At 69.5% G+C, this 20,706-nt stretch carries 23 protein-coding genes and 1 pseudogene; 15 read left to right on the top strand and 9 right to left on the bottom strand.

Annotated features, from left to right (window positions below; all coding sequences use genetic code 11):
- Window positions 1–18 precede the first annotated feature (18 nt).
- The 3 genes from AMO33_RS10595 (at window position 19) to AMO33_RS10585 (ending at window position 2,751) form a co-directional block, all read left to right on the top strand.
- Window positions 19–1,215 (top strand): acetylornithine transaminase, encoded by a 1,197-nt coding sequence (locus tag AMO33_RS10595; RefSeq protein ID WP_060592349.1) that lies wholly within the window; start codon window positions 19–21, stop codon window positions 1,213–1,215.
- Window positions 1,215–2,162 carry an ornithine carbamoyltransferase gene (gene argF / locus AMO33_RS10590; RefSeq protein WP_060592348.1) on the top strand — a complete coding sequence of 316 codons (948 nt, stop codon included), beginning with the start codon at window positions 1,215–1,217 and terminating at the stop codon, window positions 2,160–2,162. Before AMO33_RS10595 ends, argF begins: the two co-directional genes overlap by 1 nt.
- A gap of 61 nt (window positions 2,163–2,223) precedes the next feature.
- Window positions 2,224–2,751 (top strand): arginine repressor, encoded by a 528-nt coding sequence (locus AMO33_RS10585; protein WP_011208472.1) that lies wholly within the window; start codon window positions 2,224–2,226, stop codon window positions 2,749–2,751.
- A gap of 39 nt (window positions 2,752–2,790) precedes the next feature.
- Here AMO33_RS10585 and AMO33_RS10580 read toward each other — a convergent pair whose 3' ends face one another.
- Complete coding sequence (locus AMO33_RS10580) at window positions 2,791–3,684, bottom strand: aminoglycoside phosphotransferase family protein (protein ID WP_060592346.1); 894 nt, start codon at window positions 3,682–3,684, stop codon at window positions 2,791–2,793.
- Window positions 3,685–3,687: 3 nt separating this feature from the next.
- Window positions 3,688–4,791: an XRE family transcriptional regulator gene (locus AMO33_RS10575; RefSeq protein ID WP_240327477.1), complete on the bottom strand. Its 1,104-nt coding sequence runs from the start codon at window positions 4,789–4,791 to the stop codon at window positions 3,688–3,690.
- A 62-nt stretch (window positions 4,792–4,853) separates the two neighbouring features.
- Between AMO33_RS10575 and AMO33_RS10570 the strand changes: the two genes are divergently transcribed.
- Window positions 4,854–5,570: a peptidase E gene (locus AMO33_RS10570; protein ID WP_011208475.1), complete on the top strand. Its 717-nt coding sequence runs from the start codon at window positions 4,854–4,856 to the stop codon at window positions 5,568–5,570.
- A 107-nt stretch (window positions 5,571–5,677) separates the two neighbouring features.
- Here AMO33_RS10570 and AMO33_RS10565 read toward each other — a convergent pair whose 3' ends face one another.
- Window positions 5,678–6,691 carry a helix-turn-helix domain-containing protein gene (locus AMO33_RS10565; RefSeq protein ID WP_139337518.1) on the bottom strand — a complete coding sequence of 338 codons (1,014 nt, stop codon included), beginning with the start codon at window positions 6,689–6,691 and terminating at the stop codon, window positions 5,678–5,680.
- A gap of 600 nt (window positions 6,692–7,291) precedes the next feature.
- Window positions 7,292–7,741: a MarR family winged helix-turn-helix transcriptional regulator gene (locus AMO33_RS10560; RefSeq protein WP_060592338.1), complete on the bottom strand. Its 450-nt coding sequence runs from the start codon at window positions 7,739–7,741 to the stop codon at window positions 7,292–7,294.
- Window positions 7,742–7,810: 69 nt separating this feature from the next.
- Between AMO33_RS10560 and AMO33_RS10555 the strand changes: the two genes are divergently transcribed.
- Window positions 7,811–8,419 carry a TIGR03086 family metal-binding protein gene (locus AMO33_RS10555; RefSeq protein WP_060592336.1) on the top strand — a complete coding sequence of 203 codons (609 nt, stop codon included), beginning with the start codon at window positions 7,811–7,813 and terminating at the stop codon, window positions 8,417–8,419.
- Window positions 8,420–8,464: 45 nt separating this feature from the next.
- Here AMO33_RS10555 and AMO33_RS10550 read toward each other — a convergent pair whose 3' ends face one another.
- The gene (locus tag AMO33_RS10550) at window positions 8,465–9,133 is read right to left on the bottom strand and encodes a TetR/AcrR family transcriptional regulator (RefSeq protein WP_060592334.1); all 669 of its coding nucleotides are present in this window, start codon (window positions 9,131–9,133) and stop codon (window positions 8,465–8,467) included.
- Window positions 9,134–9,465: 332 nt separating this feature from the next.
- On the opposite strand from AMO33_RS10550, the gene AMO33_RS10545 reads away from it, so the two are divergent.
- The 4 genes from AMO33_RS10545 to AMO33_RS10530 all read left to right on the top strand — a co-directional run bounded on the left by AMO33_RS10545 (window position 9,466) and on the right by AMO33_RS10530 (window position 11,103).
- Window positions 9,466–9,825 carry a hypothetical protein gene (locus AMO33_RS10545; protein ID WP_060592333.1) on the top strand — a complete coding sequence of 120 codons (360 nt, stop codon included), beginning with the start codon at window positions 9,466–9,468 and terminating at the stop codon, window positions 9,823–9,825.
- 124 nt (window positions 9,826–9,949) lie between these two features.
- Window positions 9,950–10,153: a hypothetical protein gene (locus AMO33_RS10540; RefSeq protein ID WP_011208480.1), complete on the top strand. Its 204-nt coding sequence runs from the start codon at window positions 9,950–9,952 to the stop codon at window positions 10,151–10,153.
- A gap of 1 nt (window position 10,154) precedes the next feature.
- Window positions 10,155–10,559 (top strand): hypothetical protein, encoded by a 405-nt coding sequence (locus tag AMO33_RS10535; protein WP_197657696.1) that lies wholly within the window; start codon window positions 10,155–10,157, stop codon window positions 10,557–10,559.
- Window positions 10,560–10,728: 169 nt separating this feature from the next.
- Window positions 10,729–11,103 carry a hypothetical protein gene (locus AMO33_RS10530; RefSeq protein WP_240327474.1) on the top strand — a complete coding sequence of 125 codons (375 nt, stop codon included), beginning with the start codon at window positions 10,729–10,731 and terminating at the stop codon, window positions 11,101–11,103.
- 259 nt (window positions 11,104–11,362) lie between these two features.
- Here AMO33_RS10530 and AMO33_RS10525 read toward each other — a convergent pair whose 3' ends face one another.
- On the bottom strand, window positions 11,363–11,965 hold the full coding sequence (locus tag AMO33_RS10525) for a hypothetical protein (RefSeq protein ID WP_139337517.1): 603 nt from the start codon (window positions 11,963–11,965) through the stop codon (window positions 11,363–11,365).
- The gene (locus tag AMO33_RS10520; RefSeq protein ID WP_159005427.1) at window positions 11,949–12,665 is read right to left on the bottom strand and encodes a hypothetical protein; all 717 of its coding nucleotides are present in this window, start codon (window positions 12,663–12,665) and stop codon (window positions 11,949–11,951) included. Before AMO33_RS10520 ends, AMO33_RS10525 begins: the two co-directional genes overlap by 17 nt.
- A gap of 589 nt (window positions 12,666–13,254) precedes the next feature.
- Here AMO33_RS10520 and AMO33_RS10515 point away from each other — a divergent pair.
- The 5 genes and pseudogenes from AMO33_RS10515 (at window position 13,255) to AMO33_RS10495 (ending at window position 18,483) form a co-directional block, all read left to right on the top strand.
- A complete protein-coding gene (locus AMO33_RS10515; RefSeq protein ID WP_060592327.1) occupies window positions 13,255–14,337 on the top strand; it encodes an ABC transporter substrate-binding protein in 1,083 nt (360 codons plus the stop codon).
- Complete coding sequence (locus AMO33_RS10510) at window positions 14,334–15,164, top strand: ABC transporter ATP-binding protein (protein ID WP_060592326.1); 831 nt, start codon at window positions 14,334–14,336, stop codon at window positions 15,162–15,164. The genes AMO33_RS10515 and AMO33_RS10510 overlap by 4 nt, the downstream gene beginning before the upstream one ends.
- Window positions 15,161–16,027, top strand: a complete 867-nt coding sequence (locus AMO33_RS10505) for an ABC transporter permease (protein ID WP_060592324.1) — start codon at window positions 15,161–15,163, stop codon at window positions 16,025–16,027. Before AMO33_RS10510 ends, AMO33_RS10505 begins: the two co-directional genes overlap by 4 nt.
- 30 nt (window positions 16,028–16,057) lie before the next feature.
- Window positions 16,058–17,371: pseudogene (locus tag AMO33_RS10500) on the top strand (LLM class flavin-dependent oxidoreductase); the annotation flags it as partial.
- 173 nt (window positions 17,372–17,544) lie between these two features.
- Window positions 17,545–18,483 (top strand): TauD/TfdA dioxygenase family protein, encoded by a 939-nt coding sequence (locus AMO33_RS10495; RefSeq protein ID WP_060592322.1) that lies wholly within the window; start codon window positions 17,545–17,547, stop codon window positions 18,481–18,483.
- A 66-nt stretch (window positions 18,484–18,549) separates the two neighbouring features.
- On the opposite strand, the gene AMO33_RS10490 is transcribed toward AMO33_RS10495, so the two are convergent.
- The gene (locus tag AMO33_RS10490; RefSeq protein ID WP_011208489.1) at window positions 18,550–18,918 is read right to left on the bottom strand and encodes a hypothetical protein; all 369 of its coding nucleotides are present in this window, start codon (window positions 18,916–18,918) and stop codon (window positions 18,550–18,552) included.
- 120 nt (window positions 18,919–19,038) lie between these two features.
- Complete coding sequence (locus tag AMO33_RS32070) at window positions 19,039–19,197, bottom strand: hypothetical protein (RefSeq protein ID WP_167547509.1); 159 nt, start codon at window positions 19,195–19,197, stop codon at window positions 19,039–19,041.
- A 276-nt stretch (window positions 19,198–19,473) separates the two neighbouring features.
- Between AMO33_RS32070 and AMO33_RS10485 the strand changes: the two genes are divergently transcribed.
- Window positions 19,474–20,676: an argininosuccinate synthase gene (locus AMO33_RS10485; protein WP_011208493.1), complete on the top strand. Its 1,203-nt coding sequence runs from the start codon at window positions 19,474–19,476 to the stop codon at window positions 20,674–20,676.
- Window positions 20,677–20,706: the final 30 nt, after the last annotated feature.

The following is a 20,706-nucleotide window of genomic DNA, read 5'->3' as shown; positions in this document are numbered from 1 at the left end:
CCGAAAGGAGATACACCCATGAGCACATCGGATCTGCAGCAGCGGTGGTCGGCCGCGCTGATGAACAACTACGGCACCCCCAAGGTGGCGCTGGTGCGCGGCGCGGGCGCGGTCGTCTACGACGCCGACGGCAAGCGCTACCTCGACTTCCTCGGCGGCATCGCGGTCAACAGCCTCGGTCACGGCCACCCGGCCATCCTGGCGGCGGTCACCCAGCAGCTCGGCACGCTCGGCCACGTGTCGAATCTCTATGTCAGCGAACCGGTGATCGAGCTGGCCGAGCGGCTGCTCGCGCACTTCGGTGACGGCGCGGGCAAGGCGTTCTTCTGCAATTCCGGCACCGAGGCCAACGAGGCGGCCTTCAAGATCGCGCGGCTCACCGGCCGCCGCAAGATCGTCGCCTGCGAGGAAGGCTTCCACGGCCGCACCATGGGCGCGCTCGCGCTCACCGGCCAGCCGTCCAAGCGGGCCCCGTTCGAGCCGATGCCGCCCGGCGTCGTGCACGTCCCCTACGGTGACGCCGCCGCATTGGCCGCCGCCGTCGACGCCGACACCGCCGCGGTGTTCCTGGAGCCGATCATGGGGGAGAGCGGCGTGGTCGTGCCCCCGATGGACTACCTGGTCAAGGCGCGCGAGATCACCGCCCGCCACGGCGCGCTGCTGGTGCTGGACGAGGTGCAGACCGGCATCGGCCGCACCGGCAAGTTCTACGCCCACCAGGCCGCGGGCATCGTCCCCGACGTGATCACCCTGGCCAAGGGCCTCGGCGGCGGCCTGCCGATCGGCGCCGTGCTCGCCCAGGGCCGCGCCGCCGACCTGCTCACCCCCGGCATGCACGGCACCACCTTCGGTGGCAACCCGGTGTGCGCGGCGGCCGCGCTGGCGGTGCTGCGCACCATCGACCAGGAGGACCTGCTCGCCCACGTCGAATCGGTGGGCAAGCGGCTCAGCGACGGCATCGCTCTGCTCGAGCACCCGCTGATCGACCACGTGCGCGGCGCCGGGCTGCTGCTGGGAATCGTGTTGACCGACAACGTGTCCGGCGAGGTCGAGGCGCGCGCCCGGGAGGCGGGCTACCTGGTGAACGCGCCCAAGCCGAACATCGTCCGGCTGGCGCCGCCCCTGGTGCTCACCGAAACCCAGGCCGACAATTTCGTCGCCGACCTGCCCGCGATCCTCGACGGCGCGGCGGCGGACGCGAAGGGAGCACGGTGATGTCCGGCGAACTGCGGCACTTCCTGCGTGACGACGACGTCTCGCCCACCGAACAGGCCGAGATCCTGGCCCTGGCCGCCGAACTCAAGCGGGCGCCGTTCTCCCGCCGCCCGCTCGAGGGCCCGCGCGGGGTCGGGGTGATCTTCGAGAAGAACTCCACCCGCACGCGGTTCTCCTTCGAGATGGGCATCGCCCAGCTCGGCGGCCACGCCGTCGTCGTCGACGGCCGCGACACCCAGCTCGGCCGCGAGGAGACCCTCGCCGACACCGGCCGCGTGCTCTCCCGCTACGTCGACGCCGTCGTGTGGCGCACCTTCGAACAGAGCCGCCTCGACGAGATGGCCTCGGCCGCCACCGTTCCCGTGGTGAACGCGCTGTCCAACGAGTTCCACCCCTGCCAGGTGCTCGCCGACCTGCTGACCCTGACCGAACGCAAGGGCGACCTCGCCGGCCGCAAACTCGCCTACTTCGGCGACGGCGCCAACAACATGGCGCACTCGCTGCTGCTCGGCGGCGTCACCGCGGGCCTGAACGTCACCATCGCCGCCCCCGCCGGCTTCGAACCCCTGCCCTGGGTCCTCGAAGCCGCCCGCAAACGCGCCGCCGACACCGGCGCCACCGTCACCGTCACCGGCGACCCGCAGGCCGCCGCCGACGGCGCCGACGCCCTGGTCACCGACACCTGGACCTCGATGGGCCAGGAGAACGACGGCCTCGACCGCGTCGGCCCGTTCCGCCCGTTCCGCCTCGACGCCGCCCTGCTCGCCGAGGCGAAGCCGGACGTGTCGGTCCTGCACTGCCTGCCCGCCCACCGCGGCGACGAGATCACCGACGAGGTGCTCGACGGCCCGCACAGCGCCGTGTGGGACGAGGCGGAGAACCGCCTGCACGCGCAGAAGGCGCTGCTGGTGTGGTTGCTGGCCAAGCGGGAAGGCGCGGCGCTATGAGGTCCGCCCTTGCCTGCGCGGCCGGTATGCCCGCCCGACGACGGGGTGTGGGGGCGCGACGATGAGCGTCTCCACACCCGAACGCGGCGGCGCCGAGCAGGGCAAAGGCCCCGCCATCGCCCGCACCCGCGCCGGACGGCAGTCCCGCATCGTCGAACTGCTCTCCGCCCACGCCGTGCGCAGCCAGTCCGAGCTGGCCGCCCTGCTCGCCGCCGAGGGCATCGAAACCACCCAGGCCACCCTTTCCCGTGACCTGGACGAACTCGGTGCCGTGAAACTGCGCGCCGCCGACGGCGGCGCGGGTGTGTATGTGGTGCCCGAAGACGGCAGCCCGGTGCGCGGCGTCACCGGCGGCACCGACCGACTGTCGAAACTCCTCGGCGACCTTCTGGTCTCCACGGACGCGAGCGGGAACATCGCCGTCCTGCGCACCCCACCGGGCGCCGCCGGATATCTCGCCTCGGCCCTGGACCGCGCGGCGCTGCCGTACGTGGTGGGAACCATCGCCGGCGACGACACGATCGCGGTGATCGCCCGCGAACCCCTCACCGGAGCCGAACTGGCGGCGAAAATCGAAGAACTGGCCTGATCCGGGCGGACACACCGGAACCGATATCCGAACTCCCGTTCAGCCCACCGGCGTCCACACCACGCCGCGGTCGCCCGTGCGCAGGGACGCGAGGCGGCGGCGTAGTTCGTGAGCGGCCGGTGGGTGGGTCGGGGCGAGCCGGATGTAGGAGCCGAGTGACCCCAACTCCACGATGTCGCGCAGCACCGTCCAGTCCGGCCACTCGAGCGGGTCGTAGCCGTAGGCGGTGACGAACTCCGTGCGGTCCGCGGCCGGTGTGTGGAAATGGTCGGGCAGCGTGGCGGCCAGGTCGAGTTCGCGCGGTCCGGAACAGGCGTTGTCCCAGTCGATGAGTTTCCAGTCGGCTCCGTCGCGGACGACGTTCTCGGTGTGGGCGTCGGCATGGACCAGACCTCGGCCGAGCGGGAATCGCGTCGCGTCGAATCGAGCGACGAGATCGGCCGCACGACACCGCAGCCACGCGCGGTCGTCGGGATCCAATGCCGGTACCGCCCGTTCGGCATCGATGTCCAGCGCCTCGCGCAACCGGTGTAGCGGACGGTATTCCGGGAGCGGGACGGGCGGCGCCGGTTGCGCGTGGAGCCGGCGAACCAGCCGCGCGAGATCAGCTGTCCTCGGGCGATAGTCGGTGGGCCGATACGGCCAGAGTGTGGCGACGGCGTCCCCGGTCAGGATCGGCTGGTCGACCGGCAGTGGAGCCAGCGCGATCGGTTCGGTTGCCGCGGTCTCGAGCCAGCGGGTGACGCCGATGCTCGTGGCCGCGCGTGTCCTGCGCAGCGGTGTGTTCGGCGCGAGTCGCACGACCACGTCCTCGACGAGCCAGACCGCGTTGGATCGCCGGTGCAGCAGCCGGGCGTTCTGTGTCGACAATCCCTGTGCGCCGCAGACGTCCTCCAGCGCCGCGCGCCCGGGAAGCCCGCTGTCGACGGTCATCGTTCACGCCGTCAGTGCGGCGGCGAGTGCTGATCGGAGCTCGCGCACCTCGGCGGTGGGTTGCTGCCGCGCGGCGACGGCGTCCAGGTCGCGCAGGCGGCTGAAGCAGCGTCGTGAGGCGAGCGCGGTGCCGGCGGAGATCGCCTCGTGCCCGGTCTTCACCGCCGACGCGGTGTCACCGGCTCGGAACTGCGCCACGGCCAGGGTCGGCAGCACGACCGCCCGGCTGCGCTCGTGCTCGATCGGATGACCGGCGACGGCGGTCGAGAGCTCGGCCACGGCGGCTTCGGCGAACCGCGGGTCGGACAGCGACAGCAGGTGCAGCGAATGTCCGCGCTGCCCCGCTATTTCGGCGTCGGTGACGAACCAGGCCCACGGCGGAACCGAGTCCGGTGTCGTCGCCGCATACTTCTCGCCGGATTCGCCGAGTGCTCGCCGCGTCGGTTCGGCTTCGCCGAGCATCGCCCAGCACCAAGAGGTGACCGCCCGGATGTAACCGGCGGTAGTGGGCGAGACCGGGTGCCGTCGGCCGGTGGCGGTGGCCGCGGCGAGCCGTGCGAACGTCAGGGCGTCCCCGGGCCGCCGCAGATGCAGCGCCTGGTGGGCCATGTCGAGCAGGATGATGACCATGAGGTCGGTGGAGCGGGGGTGGTCCTCGGCCCGTTGTGCCGTGTGCACGGCGTAGGTCCACAGACGACGAGCGGCATCGTGATCCTCGACGTCGTAGGCGAGCCATCCGGCAATGCTCGCCAAGTCGGCGGTCGCGACATGCAGCCGCCCTCGTATGTTCGGTGCGCACACCGCATCGAGCGTGGCGACTTGGCGCACTTGACTGAGGGCCGCAGCCCGGCACAGACCGCCGCCATGGGCGAGGTCCCACCGCCGGAATCCGTCGTTCATCGCTTCGATCGCCGCGACATCGGCCGCGCCCACGCGGGTTCTCGTCGCGGCGGTGCGGGCGTCGGGCAGCAGGGCGGCGAGTCGCTCGAGTTCCGGGTGCAGGCGCGAGCCGAGGGCCGCGGCCGTGGCGAGAGTGGCGAAGTCCCTGCGGTCCACCCAGTCCACCTCCTCGAAGGCCGAGGGTACCGGCTTCGATGGTGTCGGCATGGAAGCCGAGAAGTGTTGCCGGTGAGGCCGACACCGCCGAGACGACCCACTACATTGGCGGCATGCCCGCTGAGCGACCGACCATCCTGGCGACCTCGATGGGTTTCCATCGAGCGCGCGATCCGTGGCAGCCCTCTCCGGTGTTCCGTCTGGCATTCGACCTGGCCGGCGGACCGTCCCGGCCGCGCCTGTGCTTCGTCACAACCGGTACCGGGGATCGGCAAACCAGTATCGACGCGTTCTACGCCGCGTTCGACGGTACGGGAGTGATGACGAGTCACCTAGCCCTGTTCGACAAACCGAATATGCCGAACGTGACCGAGCACTTGCACGAGCAGGACGTCATCTGGGTGGATCGGGGGAGCGTCGTCAACCTGCTGGCGGTGTGGCGTGCTCACGGTATCGATGAGATTCTCCGCGACTGCTGGACCCGAGGTGTGGTCATGGGTGGCGAGTCGGCTGGTTCGCTGTGCTGGTTCACCGGGGGCACCACAGATTCGTTCGGATCGATGCGCGCCTTCGCGGACGGCCTGTCCCTGCTTCCATTCTCCAACGCTGTGCACTATTCCGACCGCCGCGAGCACTTTCGGAGTTGTGTCGCGGCGGGGGAGTTGCCCGAGGGGTATACCACCGAGGCGGGCGCCGGGTTGCACTTTGCCGGGACGGAGTGCGTGGGGGCGTTCGCGGATCGAAAGTCCGCGGCGGCCTATCGGGTCGTACGGCGTTCCGACGGCACCGTGACGGAGGACCAGCTCGAAGTCAGGCGTCTCGAGCGATAGGCGTCAGGCGCCGGAGCACCGCGCGGATATCGTCTCTCCTGCGCCAACGGTGCAGTACCGGCAGCGCGCGGCGGAGCTCACTACGTGCAGACAGCGACCCGAGTTGCTCACTGGCGTCCAACGCGGTGAGTGCTTCCCGCGCCGCGAAAGATGGCGAACAGGTCGTCGTGGACGACGCTGCGTTGTCCCAGGAGGTCGTCAGAATCTCTGAGGGGCATCGCCAGATAGGTCATCGCTCGATCCAGGGCGCGAAGACTGGCGTTCTCGTCGCCGACGAGGGCGTAACCGAAGGCCATCTGTTTCTCGGCGAGTCCCTTCACCCGCGGCGACACTCCGTCGATTCCGAATGCCGCGCCGGCATTGTCGACCGCGCGATGGCCGTCGTTGGTGAAACTGATGGCAAGCATCGAGCGCCTGACGAAGCTGTATGCCGCGACATCCCGCCAACCCGATGCTTGTCCCCACTGACTGGCTCGATCGATCCAGTAGATCGCCGCGGCGAGGTCACCCCGTTCTTCGCTGAGCCAACTCAACGATTCCGCATAGCGCGCCTGCATGCGTCGCCAAACCAGCTGTTGTCGCCCCGCTGTCCGACGGCACAACATCTCGAGAACAGCTACATGGCTTGTCAAACCGTCGATGACGCGGGCAGGCGGCAGGCTCCGCGCGGCAGACTGAAATCCGTCGAGCGCATCCTCGAACTGCTGCATGGAACAATCGTCGATCGGGATGCGGTCCAGCGCCTTTTCGAACTCGGTGAGCAGATGCCCAGTCGTGATGCCCGCCCCCAGTGAAGCCAGCAACTCCCTTCGTGACAACGGCATCGAGATACCTCCTTCGGAGGGCAGTCGGACGAAGAGCAGCTCACCCTGAGATACCCGCTCCGCGCTGACATCCACAGCGGACCCGGCGTCGGCGGTGAGCGCCGAGATGGCACCACCTGTGCGATAGATGGCGTCAAGGCGTCCAGCAAGCCATGGTTGCAGCCGCCTGCGACCCGATTCCACATAGGAGATCAGGGATTCTGCACACCCGGCCTGTCGCGCGACCGCTGCCAACGTCAGTCCGCGGGACTTCCTGAGGTTGCGCAGTTCCGCTCCAGCTTCGGCCTCGTTCAGCATCTCAGCGACCCCTTGACAGTTCTTCACAACAACGGGCGTCCGATCGACCTCCGATGGTCGGTCGAGGAACGCTAACGGAGGCAGGGCCTTTCGGGGAATCGTTGGTCGGATGCGGACGGATCGCACCGGGAGGGCATGTGCCGATTCGGTCACCGGGTAGGGGAGCAACTGAATGGACGCGTTGGGATGGGTGGACCCTTGTTCACCGACCTCGGAGTGGGACGCGGCGCAAGTGAGTCGACTTGCGCGGCGGTTGGGTTTCGAGTGGGGGTGGGCTGACCCCTGTTCAGTACTCGGGTTGGTCGAGCAGGTTGCCGCTTCCGGTGTCGATGCTGTCCTCCTGCCGTCGACCGCCCACGTCGACGCGGTGACGCTCGATCGGCTGATGGCGGTGGCCGATGTCGAATGTGCCGCTCCCAGGCGGTCTTCGCGCGGTGGTCGAGTTTCGGCGGGGTGCATCGGTGAACCTCACGGATGTCGGGCTCGTGCTGGTGATCGTCGTTCCGCTCGCGGTCGTCCTCGCGATGATCTGCTGGCCTTCGGACTACGACGAATGATGCCGCCACCGACAGTGTCGGTCCCTGTGGCCGACCCGTGACGTCAGTTCTGCGCACGCCCGTCCGTGGACGACCGCTCGCTCAATACCCGTAGCGCCGCGAGGAATCCGCGCCGCTCGGCCGCGGGTAGGTTAGCGAGCACCTGTTCGTCCTCGCGGGCCTGGATCTCGGCGTGGACGGCGGCGTAGCGGCGGCGGCCTTCGGGGGTGAGCGCCAGCAGCCGGGCGCGGCGGTCGGCCGGGTCGGGGGTGCGTTCGATCAATCCGCGGTCCTGGAGGTCGTCGAGTACCGCGATGATCCGGGTCTTGTCCGCGCCGATCTCCTGGGCGAGGGCGCCTTGGCCGCGCGCGGTGCCGCGGCTCAACGCGGACAGGACCGTGTAGGCCCACATGGACAGTTCGTGTGCTTCGAGAACAGGGCGCTCCAGCGCGATGAGCGTGCGGATCAGCGGTGCGAGCATCGCCGCCAGGTCCGGGCGGTCCGTGGTTCCCATAGGCAGAACCTACCCAGGCCACAATTAGTAAGCATTTACATATAGTACGCATCTGCGTACAGTTGGGTCATGGCTTCCGATCTCGTAGAACTCGACCGGCGCGCGGTGCTGACCACGATGGCCACCGCCGAACTGGTAACCCCCGACGACCTGACCCGGCCCACCCCGTGCGCCGGCTGGACGGTCGGTGACCTGCTGGCCCACATGGCCGCTCAACACCGCGGTTTCGCCGCCTCGGCGCGCGGCGACGGCGCCGACCTCGCCCACTGGCACGTGCGGCCACCCGGCCCGCACACCCCCGCCGAATACGCCGAATCCGCCGACGACGTCCTGACCGCCTTCGCGGTCCCCGACGTGCTGGAGCGCACCTTCGCGCTCCCGGAATTCGGTCCCGAGGTGACCGTCCGGGGTGAACAGGCGGTCGGCTTCCACCTCGTCGACTACGTGGTGCACGGCTGGGACCTGGCCCGCGCACTCGGCGTGGACTACACCCTCGACCCCGATGCCGCCGACCCGGTGCTGCGCATCGCGGAGATGGTCCCCGACGGGCCGGACCGGGACGCGCCGAACAGCCCCTTCGCCCGGGCCCTGCCGGTCGACGACGGGAGCGCACCGCTGGACCGCATCCTCCGGCTGCTCGGTCGCTCCCCGACCTGGCCGGACCAGCCCGATCGTTGAGGTGCGACTCCGGCCGGCGACGGTGGCGAGGATGCGGCGGCCGGATCAGTCGAGGCTCACCCAGGACACCAGCGACCGCCGGGTCGGCTCGGGCTCGGGTGCCTGGGCGTCCGGCCCGCCGTCCAGGTTCGCGGCCATCCAGGTGTCGAGCGCGGCGACGGTGAGCTCGATCTGGCGGCGCGCCGCCGCGCGGTCGGCGAAAACGATCCAGTTCAGCGCGAATCCGTCGGACAGGGCGGACAGGATGTAGGAGAGTGCGTCGATGGTGTCCGGCCCGATCCGGCGGCCCGCCCGCGCCGCGGCGTTGCCGAGGATCTCCCGCATGGTCGCGAACGCCTCGGTGTAGACGATCTCGGCCTGCTTGTCCTCCTGGCGGCGGGCCCAGCTGATCAACTCGACGATCGCCGCACCGAGGTCCGGGTTCTCGACGTACCACTCCGTCACCCCGCGCATCAGCGCACGTGCCGTGGGCTCCACGTCGTCGTGGATGTCGCTGCGCGTCAACACGTCCCGGTACAGACCGGCGACGTACTCGAAGACGGCGGCGAACAGCACCTCCTTGGTGGCGAAGCAGTAGTGCAGGGTGGCCAGCGGCGCGTTCGCCTCCTGCGCGATGCGGCGGGTGGTCGCGCCGTCCACCCCGTGCGCGGCGATCATCCGCACGGCCGCGGCCACCAGGTCGGCGCGGCGTTCGGCGGCGGGAATGCGGGCCATCCCTCTGCTCCTGTCGGATCGGATCTGCCTGTCGCGGCAGATCTGAACAAGCGATCAAGTCAAGACCGACACTACCAGTTTCCATCGCGGTGACCCGGCCACCGAGGACGGCGGTGGGGACTGTTGATCAGTTGTCTTGATCAAATCCGGCGGCTCGGGCCCGTCGCGGACCTGATTGCGCGGCGCACGTCAACTCGTCCTCTCGGCGCGCGGACCTGGAATTCGTGCTCCGCCGCGCCGCCGGTTTCCGGATGCGGAAGCATCACGGGGCAGGGAAACCGGCACCGACCGCCGCACCGGCGGGGTAAGACAGAGCGTGGAAAGGAGCACCCATGGCCGGAGCGCGCGTACTGGTGATCGGAGTCGACCCCGCCAGGCTCGAGGGCTGGGACCCCGAACCGGTCCTGGCCGCGATCGCGCGCGGCCGGGACCGCTTCCACGACTACGGGATCGACGCCGACTGGTGCCTCGTCGCCCTCGACGAACACCCCGAGGACACCATCACCGCGGCACTGACCCGCACCGACTACGCCTGCGTGGTGATCGGCGGCGGCATCCGCGGTCACGAACCCCTGCTGCTGTTCTTCGAGAACGTCATCAACCTCGTCCGCCGCCACGCCCCCCAGGCCGCCATCGCCTTCAACACCACCCCGGAGGACTGCGCCGACGCCGCCCGGCGGTGGGTGGGGTAACGCCGGGGCGTGCCTCACTCGGACCCGTCTCGCGGTGGTGGCTCGCCCTCGGACTCGCCGCGCTGCCGGCCGGTGGGCCAGGCGCGGCGGAGATCGGGCGCGGCGTCGTCCATAGAATCGTGCCGTGGCCGCTCGATCGCATTCACAGAAGCTCACCATCGAGCTCGACGCCGAACGAGCCCGGGCTCTGAACGCCCTGTCGGAGCTCTACCACGCGACACCCGAACGCATGGTCGCGTCGTGGGCCGAGTACCACATCGACCGTTTGCGCGCAGGGCAGACGCCGGACAGTCATCCCTCCGGGTGGCGACCCGACACCGGCGCGTGACATGACCGAGCCGCACATTCCCGGGTCCCTCGGCGGGCTGCGGCCGACGCCGCCGCTGGACGCGGTGGTGCGGCCGGACCAGTCGCTGCCGCACGGCCTGGGCAACCAGCTCCGGGCGCTGTACGCGCGCTGCGGCGGGTTCCTCTCCCCGTCAGGTATCGCGGTGTACGCCGTGGCGGACACCGCCGAGCGCAACGCGACGTTCGAGATGGCGCGTCATGCGCCAGGTTTCGTGCTCTTCGGCGACGACTCGGGCGGGCGGGGCTTCCTCGCCGATGCGCGATCGCTCGACGCACGCGTGTATGCCGGCGGCCTCGGGGATCTCGACCAGGCCGACGTCGGCGCCGTCGCCGACGATCTCTCGGCGTGGAGTGCGAGGGACGCTTGCGCCGGGGAGGTTTCATGAGCGAGGCACATCCGGCCGTCGAGGTGGTCACCTACGACGGCCTGCCCGCCGCGTCCGGCGGTGCTCATCGCCTGCGGACGAGGAACCCCCGCCTGGCTTGGGAGGCCGTGCAGTCCTTCCTGGACGCGTGTGTCCTCCCTGCCGGGGATCCCACCGTGACACTGGTCGTGTGGAAGGGAGGCCCGCCCGGGCCGTCGGGCACCCCCTGGCCTCCCTGGTGTGGGACGCCCAGGTCCGCCTCCTCGACCCGCGGACGGGCGAGCCACACCAGGACGTGTCGCCCGAGACGTTCGCCCGCTTCCCCGTGGACGGGTACGGCCGCGTCCTCGGCGCGTCCGGCGTGCGTGCGTCGATCGGGACGACGACGTCATCGATCTCGCTCTGGCTCAGCCTGCCCGCCGACGACCGCCTGGCAGCTGCGGCGCGACATCTCCAACACCACCTCCCGGTCCGCCTGTCGCCCAAGCACTGGCGTCGCTGGCGGCCGACCCGCGACGGATCGTCCTACCGCTCGACGAAAACCCCCTCGCCCCTCACCGAATGAGATCTCCCAGGCGACCACAGGCGGCCATGCCCGTGTCTTCGGCCCCGGACGTCACGACTGTTCCCGCGCCCTGCATCTGCACGGAGGGACCCGGCACTACCCCGCCGGCAGATCGAACGCACCCTGAACCTGATCGACGCGGAGGCCTCGTCGTTCTCCGAGATCCGCGGCATCCGGGAGACCGCCGGTGGGAGTTTTGCAGGCATCGTTGGGTCATTCGAGGCGTGATGGGTTCGGACCGGCCGTGGCCGGTGCGCCTCTACTCCGGCCAGGTGAGCCGATGGGCCAGCCCGACGATCTTCTGCTCGGTTGTCCTACGGTGCTGACGGTGATCGCACCAGCGGCGATACAGCTGTTCGGCCTCGGTGATCGCGGTGGCCTCCGGGGTCCGGACATCGGTGTCGCGCAGGGTCGGATACCGCACGATCGTCAGCCCGATGACCGGATGGGTGATGCCGTCCCGGATCCGGGCGGCGCCAACTCGGGTGTGCAAGGCCAGTGCGCGCCCCCGGTTCGTGGGTGCGGGCCCACCCAGGCGGCTCAGCACGTCGGCGGCGCGGGCGAAGCGGTTCTCCCGGGTGAATCCCTCAGCGGCGATCGACAACGCCTCGGCCACCGGGTTGGGCAGCCGCGCGAGTGTCGCTTCCCGCTCGCGTCCGAGCAGCCTGACGAAGCTCTCGAACGGTGAGACGAACGCGTGTTTCCCGTTGTCTCCCAAGGGTCGACGGCACAGCTCCAGGAGCAGCGAATCGACGAAATCGCGGACAACGGGGCGGTCTCGGTGCATCGCGCGCGCCTCGGCCACGGTGACCACTCCGGTAAGCAGCAGGGAGCGAACCGAAAGGTCATCCTCCACATACATCGTTCACCTCGGCTTCCGGCCAGGTGACCATGCGCGCCACACGGACGATCTCGGCATCCGTCCACGCTCGGCCCGCGCGGTCGGCGATCCACCGCTCACTCAGCCTCCGAACCTGCTCGACCGCCAGCACCTCGGCCGTCCGTGGAGCACCCGCGTCGATATCCACCGCGGCCAGCCCCAGGGCACCGACGATCGGACGCGTAACCCCGTCCCGGATTCGATGCGCGAACACGCGCGCCTCCAGCGCCAGTGCCCATCGGCGCGGGTTGCTACCCGGCCCGCCCAGTGCGCGCAGCACGGCGACGGAGCGCTCGTCGGCGTTGTCCCCGGCGTATCCGTCGGCCGCGGCACCCAGAACCCGCGCCACCGGTTCCGCGAGCCGCCCGAGCGCCTCCGGTTCTCGCTTCACCAGGTCGGCATAGAGGCCGAAGTCCGGAAGGAAGAGATTTTCGGCAGCCTCGTCGGTCGGCTGCATACACAACCGCAGCAGTAGCGTGTCCGCCAGATCCCGCTCGGGAACAGGCGCCAACCGCAACGAATCGGCCTCGGCGACCGAGACCGCGCCCCGACGCAAGAGGCCGTCGAGCCTGCCTGCGTCGTCGATTTCCACGGCGGTCCTGTCCCGTTGGGCGTTCGTTCCTGCAACGGTGATTCTCGCAGGCGCTGCGCTGTCGTGTCCGCCGGACTTGTCATCGAACAAGATCCGCCACACCGGCGGTCTCGCCGCGCCTGCTCTCGTGTTGCTGCCTTCGTCTGCGCATGTCGATCCGGCCACGCTGGATCGGCTGATGGCGATTGCCGACGTCGAATGTGCTTCGCCGCGAGTCAGCTTCGCACGCTGGTCCGGGATCGGCGGGGTACATCGATGAGGATGGTCGACGCCGGACCGATCCTGGTGATCGTTCTGCCGCCGGCGGTGGTCGTCGCAATGATCGTCGATGGCGGATATGCGGGCCCATCCTCGGGGAGGGTTAGGCGCAGCGCGCGTCGAAGGATTGTCCCGCGCGCCGCGACGCGGAACAGTGCACGCGAACGATGTTGCTGTTTCCGGAGGATGACGTGATGGCCCCGACCGATCGGCCCTGCCCGAGGGTGGCGTGCGTCGGCGGGGCGGCGCGGCGTGTGCCGGCCGCGCTGGTCCGTCGGCGCGCGGTCGACCTTATGCGCGTTCCGCACGGTATCTGTCGCTGAAACGTCGCATCCGCGCGACCGGTGCGAGTTCATCGGTCGTTTCTCCCGAATTCCGGTTCGCCGCCACGCATCCCGGCGTGCCCTCCGAAGGAAAAAGTATGTCCAGAACCGCATTCACGCGGCGCCTCACCCGGGCCGCCGCCGTCGCGCTCGCCGCCGCGGGGGCCCTGTCCACCCTCGGTGCCTGCGGCCAATCCAGCACCGCCACCACCGCCGACGGCAAGACCGTCCTGCGCTATCAGGGCACCACCGGCCAGGTCACCGCGTTCGAACTCGCCGATGATCTCGGCTATTTCAGCAAGATCTCCCTGAAATGGGAGGGTGACACCACCAGCGGTCCGGCGAGTATCCAGGCGGCGGCGACGAATCAGACCGAGTTCGGCAGCGCGTTCAACGGCGCGGTGGTGAAACTGATCTCCGGCGGCGCGAAAGTCACCTCGGTGCTCAGCTCCTACGGCGCCGACGAGCTGTCGTTCAGTGGCTATTACGTGCGCGAGGATTCGCCCATCACCACCGCCCGCGATCTGATCGGCAAGAAGGTGGCGGTGAACACCCTGGGCGCGCACCACGAGTTCATCACCCGCGAGTGGCTGCACCAGCAGGGACTGTCGGAGGCGGAGATCGACCAGGTGCAGTTGGTGGTGGTGCCGCCCGCCAATACCGAGGACGCGCTGCGCAAGGGGCAGGTCGATGTCGGCACGCTCGGCTCGGTGTTCCGGGAGACCGCCCTCGAACGCGGCGGCCTGCGCCCGCTCTACACCGACAAGGCGATCTTCGGCGAATTCGACTACGGCACCTATGTCTTCCGCGACGAGTTCATCGAGAGGAACCGGGACGCCGTCGCCGATTTCGTGCAGGGCACGGCCCGCGCGACGCGTTGGTTGCAGGTGACGCCGCGCGAGGAGGTGGTGGCCCGCTTCGCCGACATCATCAACCGGCGCGGCCGCAACGAGAACACCGACCTGCTGAAGTACTGGCGCAGTCCGGGTATTCCGGTGCCCGGCGCGGTGATCGCGGAGAAGGAATTGCAGATCTGGATCGACTGGCTGGTCCGCAACGGCGAACTGGATCAGGGCAAGCTGCGGGCGAGCGATCTGTTCACCAACGAATTCAACCCCTACGCCAACGGCACCTTTCAGCCGGCGAGCGGACCGACCGGTGAGGCGGTGGCACAGAAATGACGGCGACGAAACTCGCGGTGCGCGGGGTGCGCAGGGAATTCGCCGTGCGCGGTTCCGCGGAACGGTTCACCGCCCTCGACGACATCACGCTCGAGGTGCGGGCGGGGGAGTTCCTCGTCCTGGTCGGGCCGAGCGGGTCCGGGAAGTCCACGCTGCTGGATCTGCTCGGCGGATTGAGCACGCCGACCGCCGGGAAAATCCTGCTCGACGACGAACCCGTCACCGGTCCGGGGCTGGACCGCGGGATCGTCTTCCAGCAGTACGCGCTGCTGCCGTGGCGGACCGCACGGGCGAACATCGAGTTCGGGCTGGAGGCCAAGGGTGTGCGGCGCCGGGAGCGCAGGCAGATCGCCGACCGGTATCTGGACCTGGTGGGACTGACCGGATTCGGCGATCGCTACCCGCACGAATTGTCGGGCGGGATGAAACAACGGGTCGCGATCGCGCGCAGCCTCGCGTTCGACCCCGAAGTGCTGCTGATGGACGAACCGTTCGCCGCGCTCGACGCCCAGACCAGGGAGTCGCTGCAGGACGAACTGCTGCGCATCTGGCGCGCCACCGGCAAGACCATCCTGTTCATCACCCACGGCATCGACGAAGCGGTGTATCTGGGACAGCGGGTGGCGGTCCTGACCTCCCGCCCGGGCCGGATCAAGGCCGTCGTCGATGTGGACCTCGAGCGCGACGCCGGCGAGGACATCCGCTCCACCGAGGCGTTCCGCGCCTACCGGCACCGGATCTGGACGCTGCTGCGCGGTGAGGTCGCCCGCGCCCAGGACGAGGAATTGACCGCCCGCACCGACGAATCCCGAGAGGTCTCCGCATGACCAGTGTTGTGGATGTCCGCCCCGACGCCGTCCCGGACGTGCGCGCCACCTCCGTCGAGTCCGCGCCCTCGGCCGGCGCCCGCCTCGCCGCGGTGGCGGGTCGCACCGTGTGGCGCGGGGTCAAACCGCTGTTCGCGATCGCGGCGTTCCTGGCGATCTGGCAGCTGGCCCCGCAGGCGGGGCTGGTGGACGAGGTGTTCCTGCCGCCGTTCACCACCGTCGCGGAGGCGTTCGTGGACCTGGTGCGCAGCGGCGAGATGTGGACGCACGTGTCCACCAGCCTCGGCCGGTCGCTGAGCGGATTCGCGATCGCGCTGGCCATCGCGGTGCCCCTCGGTGTCGCGATCGCCTGGTACAAGCCGGTGGCCGACCTGCTCAACCCGATCCTGGAATTGTTCCGCAACACCGCCGCGCTGGCGTTGCTGCCGGTGTTCGTGCTCATCCTCGGCATCGGCGAGACCTCGAAGGTGGCGCTGGTGGTGTATGCGAGCACCTTTCCGATCCTGCTCAACACCATCACCGGCGTGCGGACGGTCGACCCGTTGCTGATCAAATCCGCGGCGTCGCTGGGCCTGACACCGCTGCGACTGTTCCAGAAGGTGATCCTGCCCGCCGCGATTCCCGCCATCTTCACGGGTCTGCGCATGGCCGCCGCCAGCTCCATTCTGGTGCTGCTCGCGGCGGAAATGGTCGGTGCGCGAGCCGGGTTGGGCTATCTCATCACCGCGGCGCAGCAGAACTTCCAGATCCCGAACATGTATGCCGGGATTCTGGCGATCTCGCTGCTCGGATTGTCCTTCAACGGTCTGCTGGTCGCGCTGGAGCGCCGTTTCTCGCGCTGGCGCGCCGAGAGCAACCACTGACCGAATCCCGTCGTCACCGAGGAAACTTCCATGTCCCCGAAGCAATTCCATCTCAACGCGTTCCTGATGGGCGTCGGACACCACGAGGCCGCGTGGCGGCATCCGCGCCCCGACGAACACCAGGTGCTCGAGGTCGCGCATTTCCAGGAACTCGCGCGCATCGCCGAACGCGGCAAGCTCGATTCGGTGTTCTTCGCCGACGGCCTCGCGGTCGGCCCGCGCGTCGAACGCAACACCCTGGCGGTGTTCGAGCCGGTCACGCTGCTGTCCGCGATCGCGGCGGTGACCTCGCGGATCGGGCTGATCGCGACCGCTTCCACCAGTTACCACGAGCCCTACAATCTGGCGCGGAAGTTCACCTCGCTCGACCACATCAGCAAGGGCCGCGCCGGATGGAACATCGTCACCTCCGCCGGGGCGGACGAGGCGGCCAATTTCGGCCTCGACGGCATTCCCGACCACGCCGGGCGTTACGAGCGGGCGCGCGAATTCCTCGATGTGACCCTGCGCCTCTGGGACAGCTGGGAATCCGACGCCGTGGTGCTCGATCCGGACCGGGGCGTCTTCGCCGATCCGGCGAAAGTCCACACCATCGACTACGACGGCCCGCGCTTCCGGGTGCGGGGACCGTTGAACTCCCCGCGCAGCCCGCAGGGGCGCCCACTGCTGGTGCAGGCGGGCTCCTCGGAGAGCGGCAAGGATTTCGCCGCCCGCTACGCCGAGGCGGTCTTCACCGCACAGCGCACCCTCGCCGACGGGCAGGCGTTCTACCGGGACCTGAAAGCCAGGGTCGCCGCCCACGGACGCGCCCCCGAGGATCTGAAGGTGCTGCCCGGCCTGGTGCCCTACCTCGCCGACACCGAACGGGCGGCGCGCGAACTCGAGCGGGAATTCACCGAACTCATCTCACCCGACTACGCACTCGGGCAGCTGTCGCGGCTGCTCGGTGTCGACCTCACCGCGCACGCGCTGGACGCGCCGCTGCCCGCGCTGCCCGACGTGGCCGATTTCCAGGGCAACAAGAGCAGATTCGTGCTGGTGAAGGAGCTGGCGGAGCAGGAGCGGCTGACGGTGCGCGAGCTGATCGGCAAGCTCGGCGGTGGTCGCGGGCACCGGTCCTTCGCCGGGACGCCGGAGCAGGTCGCCGACGAACTGCAACGGTGGTTCGAGAACGGCGCCGCCGACGGCTTCAACATCATGCCGCCGTACCTGCCGGGCGGGCTGACCGACTTCGTCGACAAGGTGGTGCCGATCCTGCAGGAACGCGGGCTGTTCCGCACCGAGTACGAGGCCGACACCCTGCGCGGACACTACGGGCTCGCGCCCGTGGAGAGCCCGTTCGCGGTCCGGCCGCGGCGAGCGCGTGAGGCCGCGCCGATGAGCCTGCCGAAGGCGCGGCCCGGCGACATCCCCCTGACCAGGCGACGCGCGGTGGACTTCCTGCGCGTCACCCGCGCCGCCTGTCGGTGGGGACCGCGTATTCGCCGCCCGCACCCCTTCTCCCGGAACGAGTTCCCATGACCGCAGTGACCGAGAACCCCGTCACCACCGACACCGTGCACGTCGCGCCCGTCGCCGGACACATCGGCGCCGACATCACCGGCGTCGACCTGCGCGAGCCGTTGACCGACCCGCAGGTCGAGGCCATCACCTCCGCCCTGCACACCTACAAGGTGCTGTTCTTCCGCGACCAGCACATCGGCCACGCCGAACACGTCGCCTTCTCCCGCCGCTTCGGCGCGGTGACGCCGTCGCACCCCTACGACGACGACGCGCCCACCGACTACCCGGAGATCCTGGCCGTCGACACCCGCCTGTACGAGAAGCGGTTCGGGGTGCGGAAGGCGAGCTACACCAACCAGTGGCACACGGACGTCTCACCACTGATCAACCCGCCCGCCGCCTCGATCCTGCGCGCCGAGATCGCCCCCGAGCGGGGCGGTGACACCCGCTGGACCAACCTCGTCGCCGCTTACGAGCACCTGCCGGAATCGCTGCGCCGCTTCGTCGACGGTCTGCGGGCCGAACACCGCTTCGGCGGCAGCAGGCCGGCCTGGAGCACCGACAGCGACTACGCCAAGAAGGTGGCCGCCGCCCCGCTGGTCACCGAACACCCGGTGGTGCGGGTGCATCCGGTGACCGGCGAACGTGCCCTGTTCGTCAACCCCGGCTTCACCACCCGCATCGTCGGCCTGACCCCGGCGCAGTCCGACGCCGTGCTGCGCCTGCTCTTCGACCACCTCACCGACCCCGCCTTCACCGTCTCCTTCCGCTGGCGTCCCGGCAGCATCGCGTTCTGGGACAACCGCGCCACCGCCCACCTGGCCCCCAGCGACATCGACCACCTCGACGTGACCCGGGTGCTCTACCGCACCACCCTCGAAGGGGACATCCCCGTCGGCGTCGACGGACGGCCTTCCACGTCGGTCGCGGGGGAGCGGTTCACCGGAGCGTGACGGGTCCCGGCCCGGCCGGATCTCCTCGGCCGGGCCGAACTCGCCGGCGGACGTGCCCCACCAGCCCTACAACAGGTCGATCCGGTCCGGGTCGGGCAACGCCCGCGGCCGCTCGTCGGTGTACCAGGCGTATTCGATTCCGCTCAACCAGCCGTCCCCGACCCACACCAGCACCTCCCCGACCGGCGCTCCGTCCGCATCGCGCACCGCACCGCCGGCGAGTATCCCGTCGGTCGAGCCCGATACCGGAACCGCCCCCGGGCCGATCTCCAGGTCTACGCTGGGCGAGCCCACGCCCCAGGTGGCGACCACGCGCGCGTATGGCAGCTGAGCCAGGAACCGGCCCGCCTCGGGTGTACCGGACGACAGCAACTTGGTGACGACACCGACCTCGAGCTCGGTCAACGGTCGCGGCGAAGCACGCCGGGTAGCCATTCGATTCCTCCGGGAGCGTCAAGCGGTGACAAGGTGTGCGGGTCGATGCGAAGCGCGCCGCGGCCCATGAACGTTCCGCTCATCGACCCCTGGGGCCGGTGAGCATTTCCCGCGGCGAACCTACTTGGCGAAGAACTGCTGGAGGATCGGGGTGGCGGCCTCCAGTGCCCACTTGGCCGCCGCCAGCATGCCGTTGCCGAGGTTGATGACGACGAAGCCGATGAGGTCGCGGTTCTGTTCGGCGAGGGGCTGGAGTGGTTCGATGAACTGGTCGAACATGGTGGTTCCTTCGCATCCGGGGTGGATGGGGTAAGGCCCAGCCTTCCACCGCGGCGGTGCGTCGCCAAGGGGTCTGGACCGGGAATCTGCGCTGGTGGGAGAGTTCGGCACCCCGGTTGTGAATGGGATTGCATCATCGTGCATAATCATTTGCAGAACGGCGCGGGCCCGCCGAGGCCGAGTCCGACGGCGTCGGGACCGGGCTGGGCCCACCGCTCGGGCAGCCGAGCGCCATACTGCTGACACACGTACCGCAAACCTAGGAGCACTGAAGACATGTCCGAGCGCGTCGTACTCGCCTACTCCGGTGGGCTGGACACCTCCGTCGCCATCAGCTGGATCGGCAAGGAGACCGGCGCCGAGGTCGTGGCCGTCGCCATCGATCTGGGCCAGGGCGGCGAGGACATGAACGTGGTGCGCCAGCGCGCGCTGGACTGCGGTGCGGTCGAGTCGATCGTGATCGACGCCCGCGACGAATTCGCCGAGCAGTACTGCCTGCCGACCATCCAGGCCAACGCCCTCTACATGGGCCAGTACCCGCTGGTCTCGGCGATCAGCCGGCCGCTGATCGTCAAGCACCTGGTCGAGGCCGCCAAGTTCCACGGCGCCGACACCGTCGCGCACGGCTGCACCGGCAAGGGCAACGACCAGGTGCGCTTCGAGGTCGGCATCGGCGCGCTCGCGCCCGACCTGAACGTGATCGCCCCGGTGCGCGACTACGCCTGGACCCGGGAGAAGGCCATCGCCTTCGCCGAGGAGAACAAGCTCCCGATCAACGTCACCAAGAAGTCGCCGTTCTCCATCGACCAGAACGTGTGGGGCCGTGCCGTCGAGACCGGCTTCCTCGAGGATCTGTGGAACGCGCCGACCAAGGACGTCTACGACTACACCGCCGACCCCACGGTCAACTTCGAGGCGCCCGACGAACTGATCATCACCTTCGACAAGGGTGTGCCGGTCGCCATCGACGGCCGTCCGGTCAGCGTGCTCGAGGCGATCGTGGAGCTGAACCACCGCGCCGGCCGCCAGGGCGTCGGCCGCCTGGACATGGTCGAGGACCGGTTGGTGGGCATCAAGAGCCGCGAGATCTACGAGGCGCCGGGCGCGATCACCCTGATCACCGCGCACCAGGCGCTCGAGCACGTCACCATCGAGCGCGAGCTGGGCCGCTACAAGCGCCAGGTCGAGCAGCGCTGGGGCGAGCTGGCCTACGACGGCCTGTGGTTCTCCCCGCTCAAGCGCGCGCTGGACGCCTTCGTGCAGGACACCCAGCAGCACGTGTCCGGCGACATCCGGATGGTGCTGCACGGCGGCTCGGCCGTGGTCAACGGCCGCCGCTCCGAGCAGTCGCTCTACGACTTCAACCTCGCCACCTACGACGAGGGCGACACCTTCGACCAGTCGCTGGCCAAGGGCTTCGTGCAGATCCACGGCCTGTCGTCCAAGGTGGCCGCGCGCCGCGACCTGAACCAGAAGTAGTTCCGCACCTCGAACGGGAGAGACGGCAAC

The sequence above is a fragment of the Nocardia farcinica genome (assembly GCF_001182745.1).
In the GTDB taxonomy this organism is placed as follows: Bacteria; Actinomycetota; Actinomycetes; order Mycobacteriales; family Mycobacteriaceae; genus Nocardia; species Nocardia farcinica.
Note: the sequence above shows the minus strand (reverse complement) of the source record. Positions and strands in the feature narration are given on the sequence as shown.

Bases quoted from the DNA above. Each gene is read 5' to 3' on its own strand.
- argF (WP_060592348.1), top strand. From the start codon at position 1,215: ATGTCCGGCGAACTGCGGCACTTCCTGCGTGACGACGACGTCTCGCCC.
- AMO33_RS10565 (WP_139337518.1), bottom strand. From the start codon at position 6,691: ATGCTGAACGAGGCCGAAGCTGGAGCGGAACTGCGCAACCTCAGGAAG.
- AMO33_RS10595 (WP_060592349.1), top strand. From the start codon at position 19: ATGAGCACATCGGATCTGCAGCAGCGGTGGTCGGCCGCGCTGATGAAC.
- AMO33_RS10550 (WP_060592334.1), bottom strand. From the start codon at position 9,133: ATGGCCCGCATTCCCGCCGCCGAACGCCGCGCCGACCTGGTGGCCGCG.
- AMO33_RS10490 (WP_011208489.1), bottom strand. From the start codon at position 18,918: ATGGCTACCCGGCGTGCTTCGCCGCGACCGTTGACCGAGCTCGAGGTC.
- AMO33_RS10575 (WP_240327477.1), bottom strand. From the start codon at position 4,791: ATGCCGACACCATCGAAGCCGGTACCCTCGGCCTTCGAGGAGGTGGAC.
- AMO33_RS32070 (WP_167547509.1), bottom strand. From the start codon at position 19,197: ATGTTCGACCAGTTCATCGAACCACTCCAGCCCCTCGCCGAACAGAAC.
- AMO33_RS10570 (WP_011208475.1), top strand. From the start codon at position 4,854: ATGCCCGCTGAGCGACCGACCATCCTGGCGACCTCGATGGGTTTCCAT.
- AMO33_RS10505 (WP_060592324.1), top strand. From the start codon at position 15,161: ATGACCAGTGTTGTGGATGTCCGCCCCGACGCCGTCCCGGACGTGCGC.
- AMO33_RS10515 (WP_060592327.1), top strand. From the start codon at position 13,255: ATGTCCAGAACCGCATTCACGCGGCGCCTCACCCGGGCCGCCGCCGTC.
- AMO33_RS10560 (WP_060592338.1), bottom strand. From the start codon at position 7,741: ATGGGAACCACGGACCGCCCGGACCTGGCGGCGATGCTCGCACCGCTG.
- AMO33_RS10510 (WP_060592326.1), top strand. From the start codon at position 14,334: ATGACGGCGACGAAACTCGCGGTGCGCGGGGTGCGCAGGGAATTCGCC.
- AMO33_RS10495 (WP_060592322.1), top strand. From the start codon at position 17,545: ATGACCGCAGTGACCGAGAACCCCGTCACCACCGACACCGTGCACGTC.
- AMO33_RS10545 (WP_060592333.1), top strand. From the start codon at position 9,466: ATGGCCGGAGCGCGCGTACTGGTGATCGGAGTCGACCCCGCCAGGCTC.
- AMO33_RS10585 (WP_011208472.1), top strand. From the start codon at position 2,224: ATGAGCGTCTCCACACCCGAACGCGGCGGCGCCGAGCAGGGCAAAGGC.
- AMO33_RS10485 (WP_011208493.1), top strand. From the start codon at position 19,474: ATGTCCGAGCGCGTCGTACTCGCCTACTCCGGTGGGCTGGACACCTCC.
- AMO33_RS10525 (WP_139337517.1), bottom strand. From the start codon at position 11,965: ATGTATGTGGAGGATGACCTTTCGGTTCGCTCCCTGCTGCTTACCGGA.
- AMO33_RS10535 (WP_197657696.1), top strand. From the start codon at position 10,155: ATGACCGAGCCGCACATTCCCGGGTCCCTCGGCGGGCTGCGGCCGACG.
- AMO33_RS10580 (WP_060592346.1), bottom strand. From the start codon at position 3,684: ATGACCGTCGACAGCGGGCTTCCCGGGCGCGCGGCGCTGGAGGACGTC.
- AMO33_RS10555 (WP_060592336.1), top strand. From the start codon at position 7,811: ATGGCTTCCGATCTCGTAGAACTCGACCGGCGCGCGGTGCTGACCACG.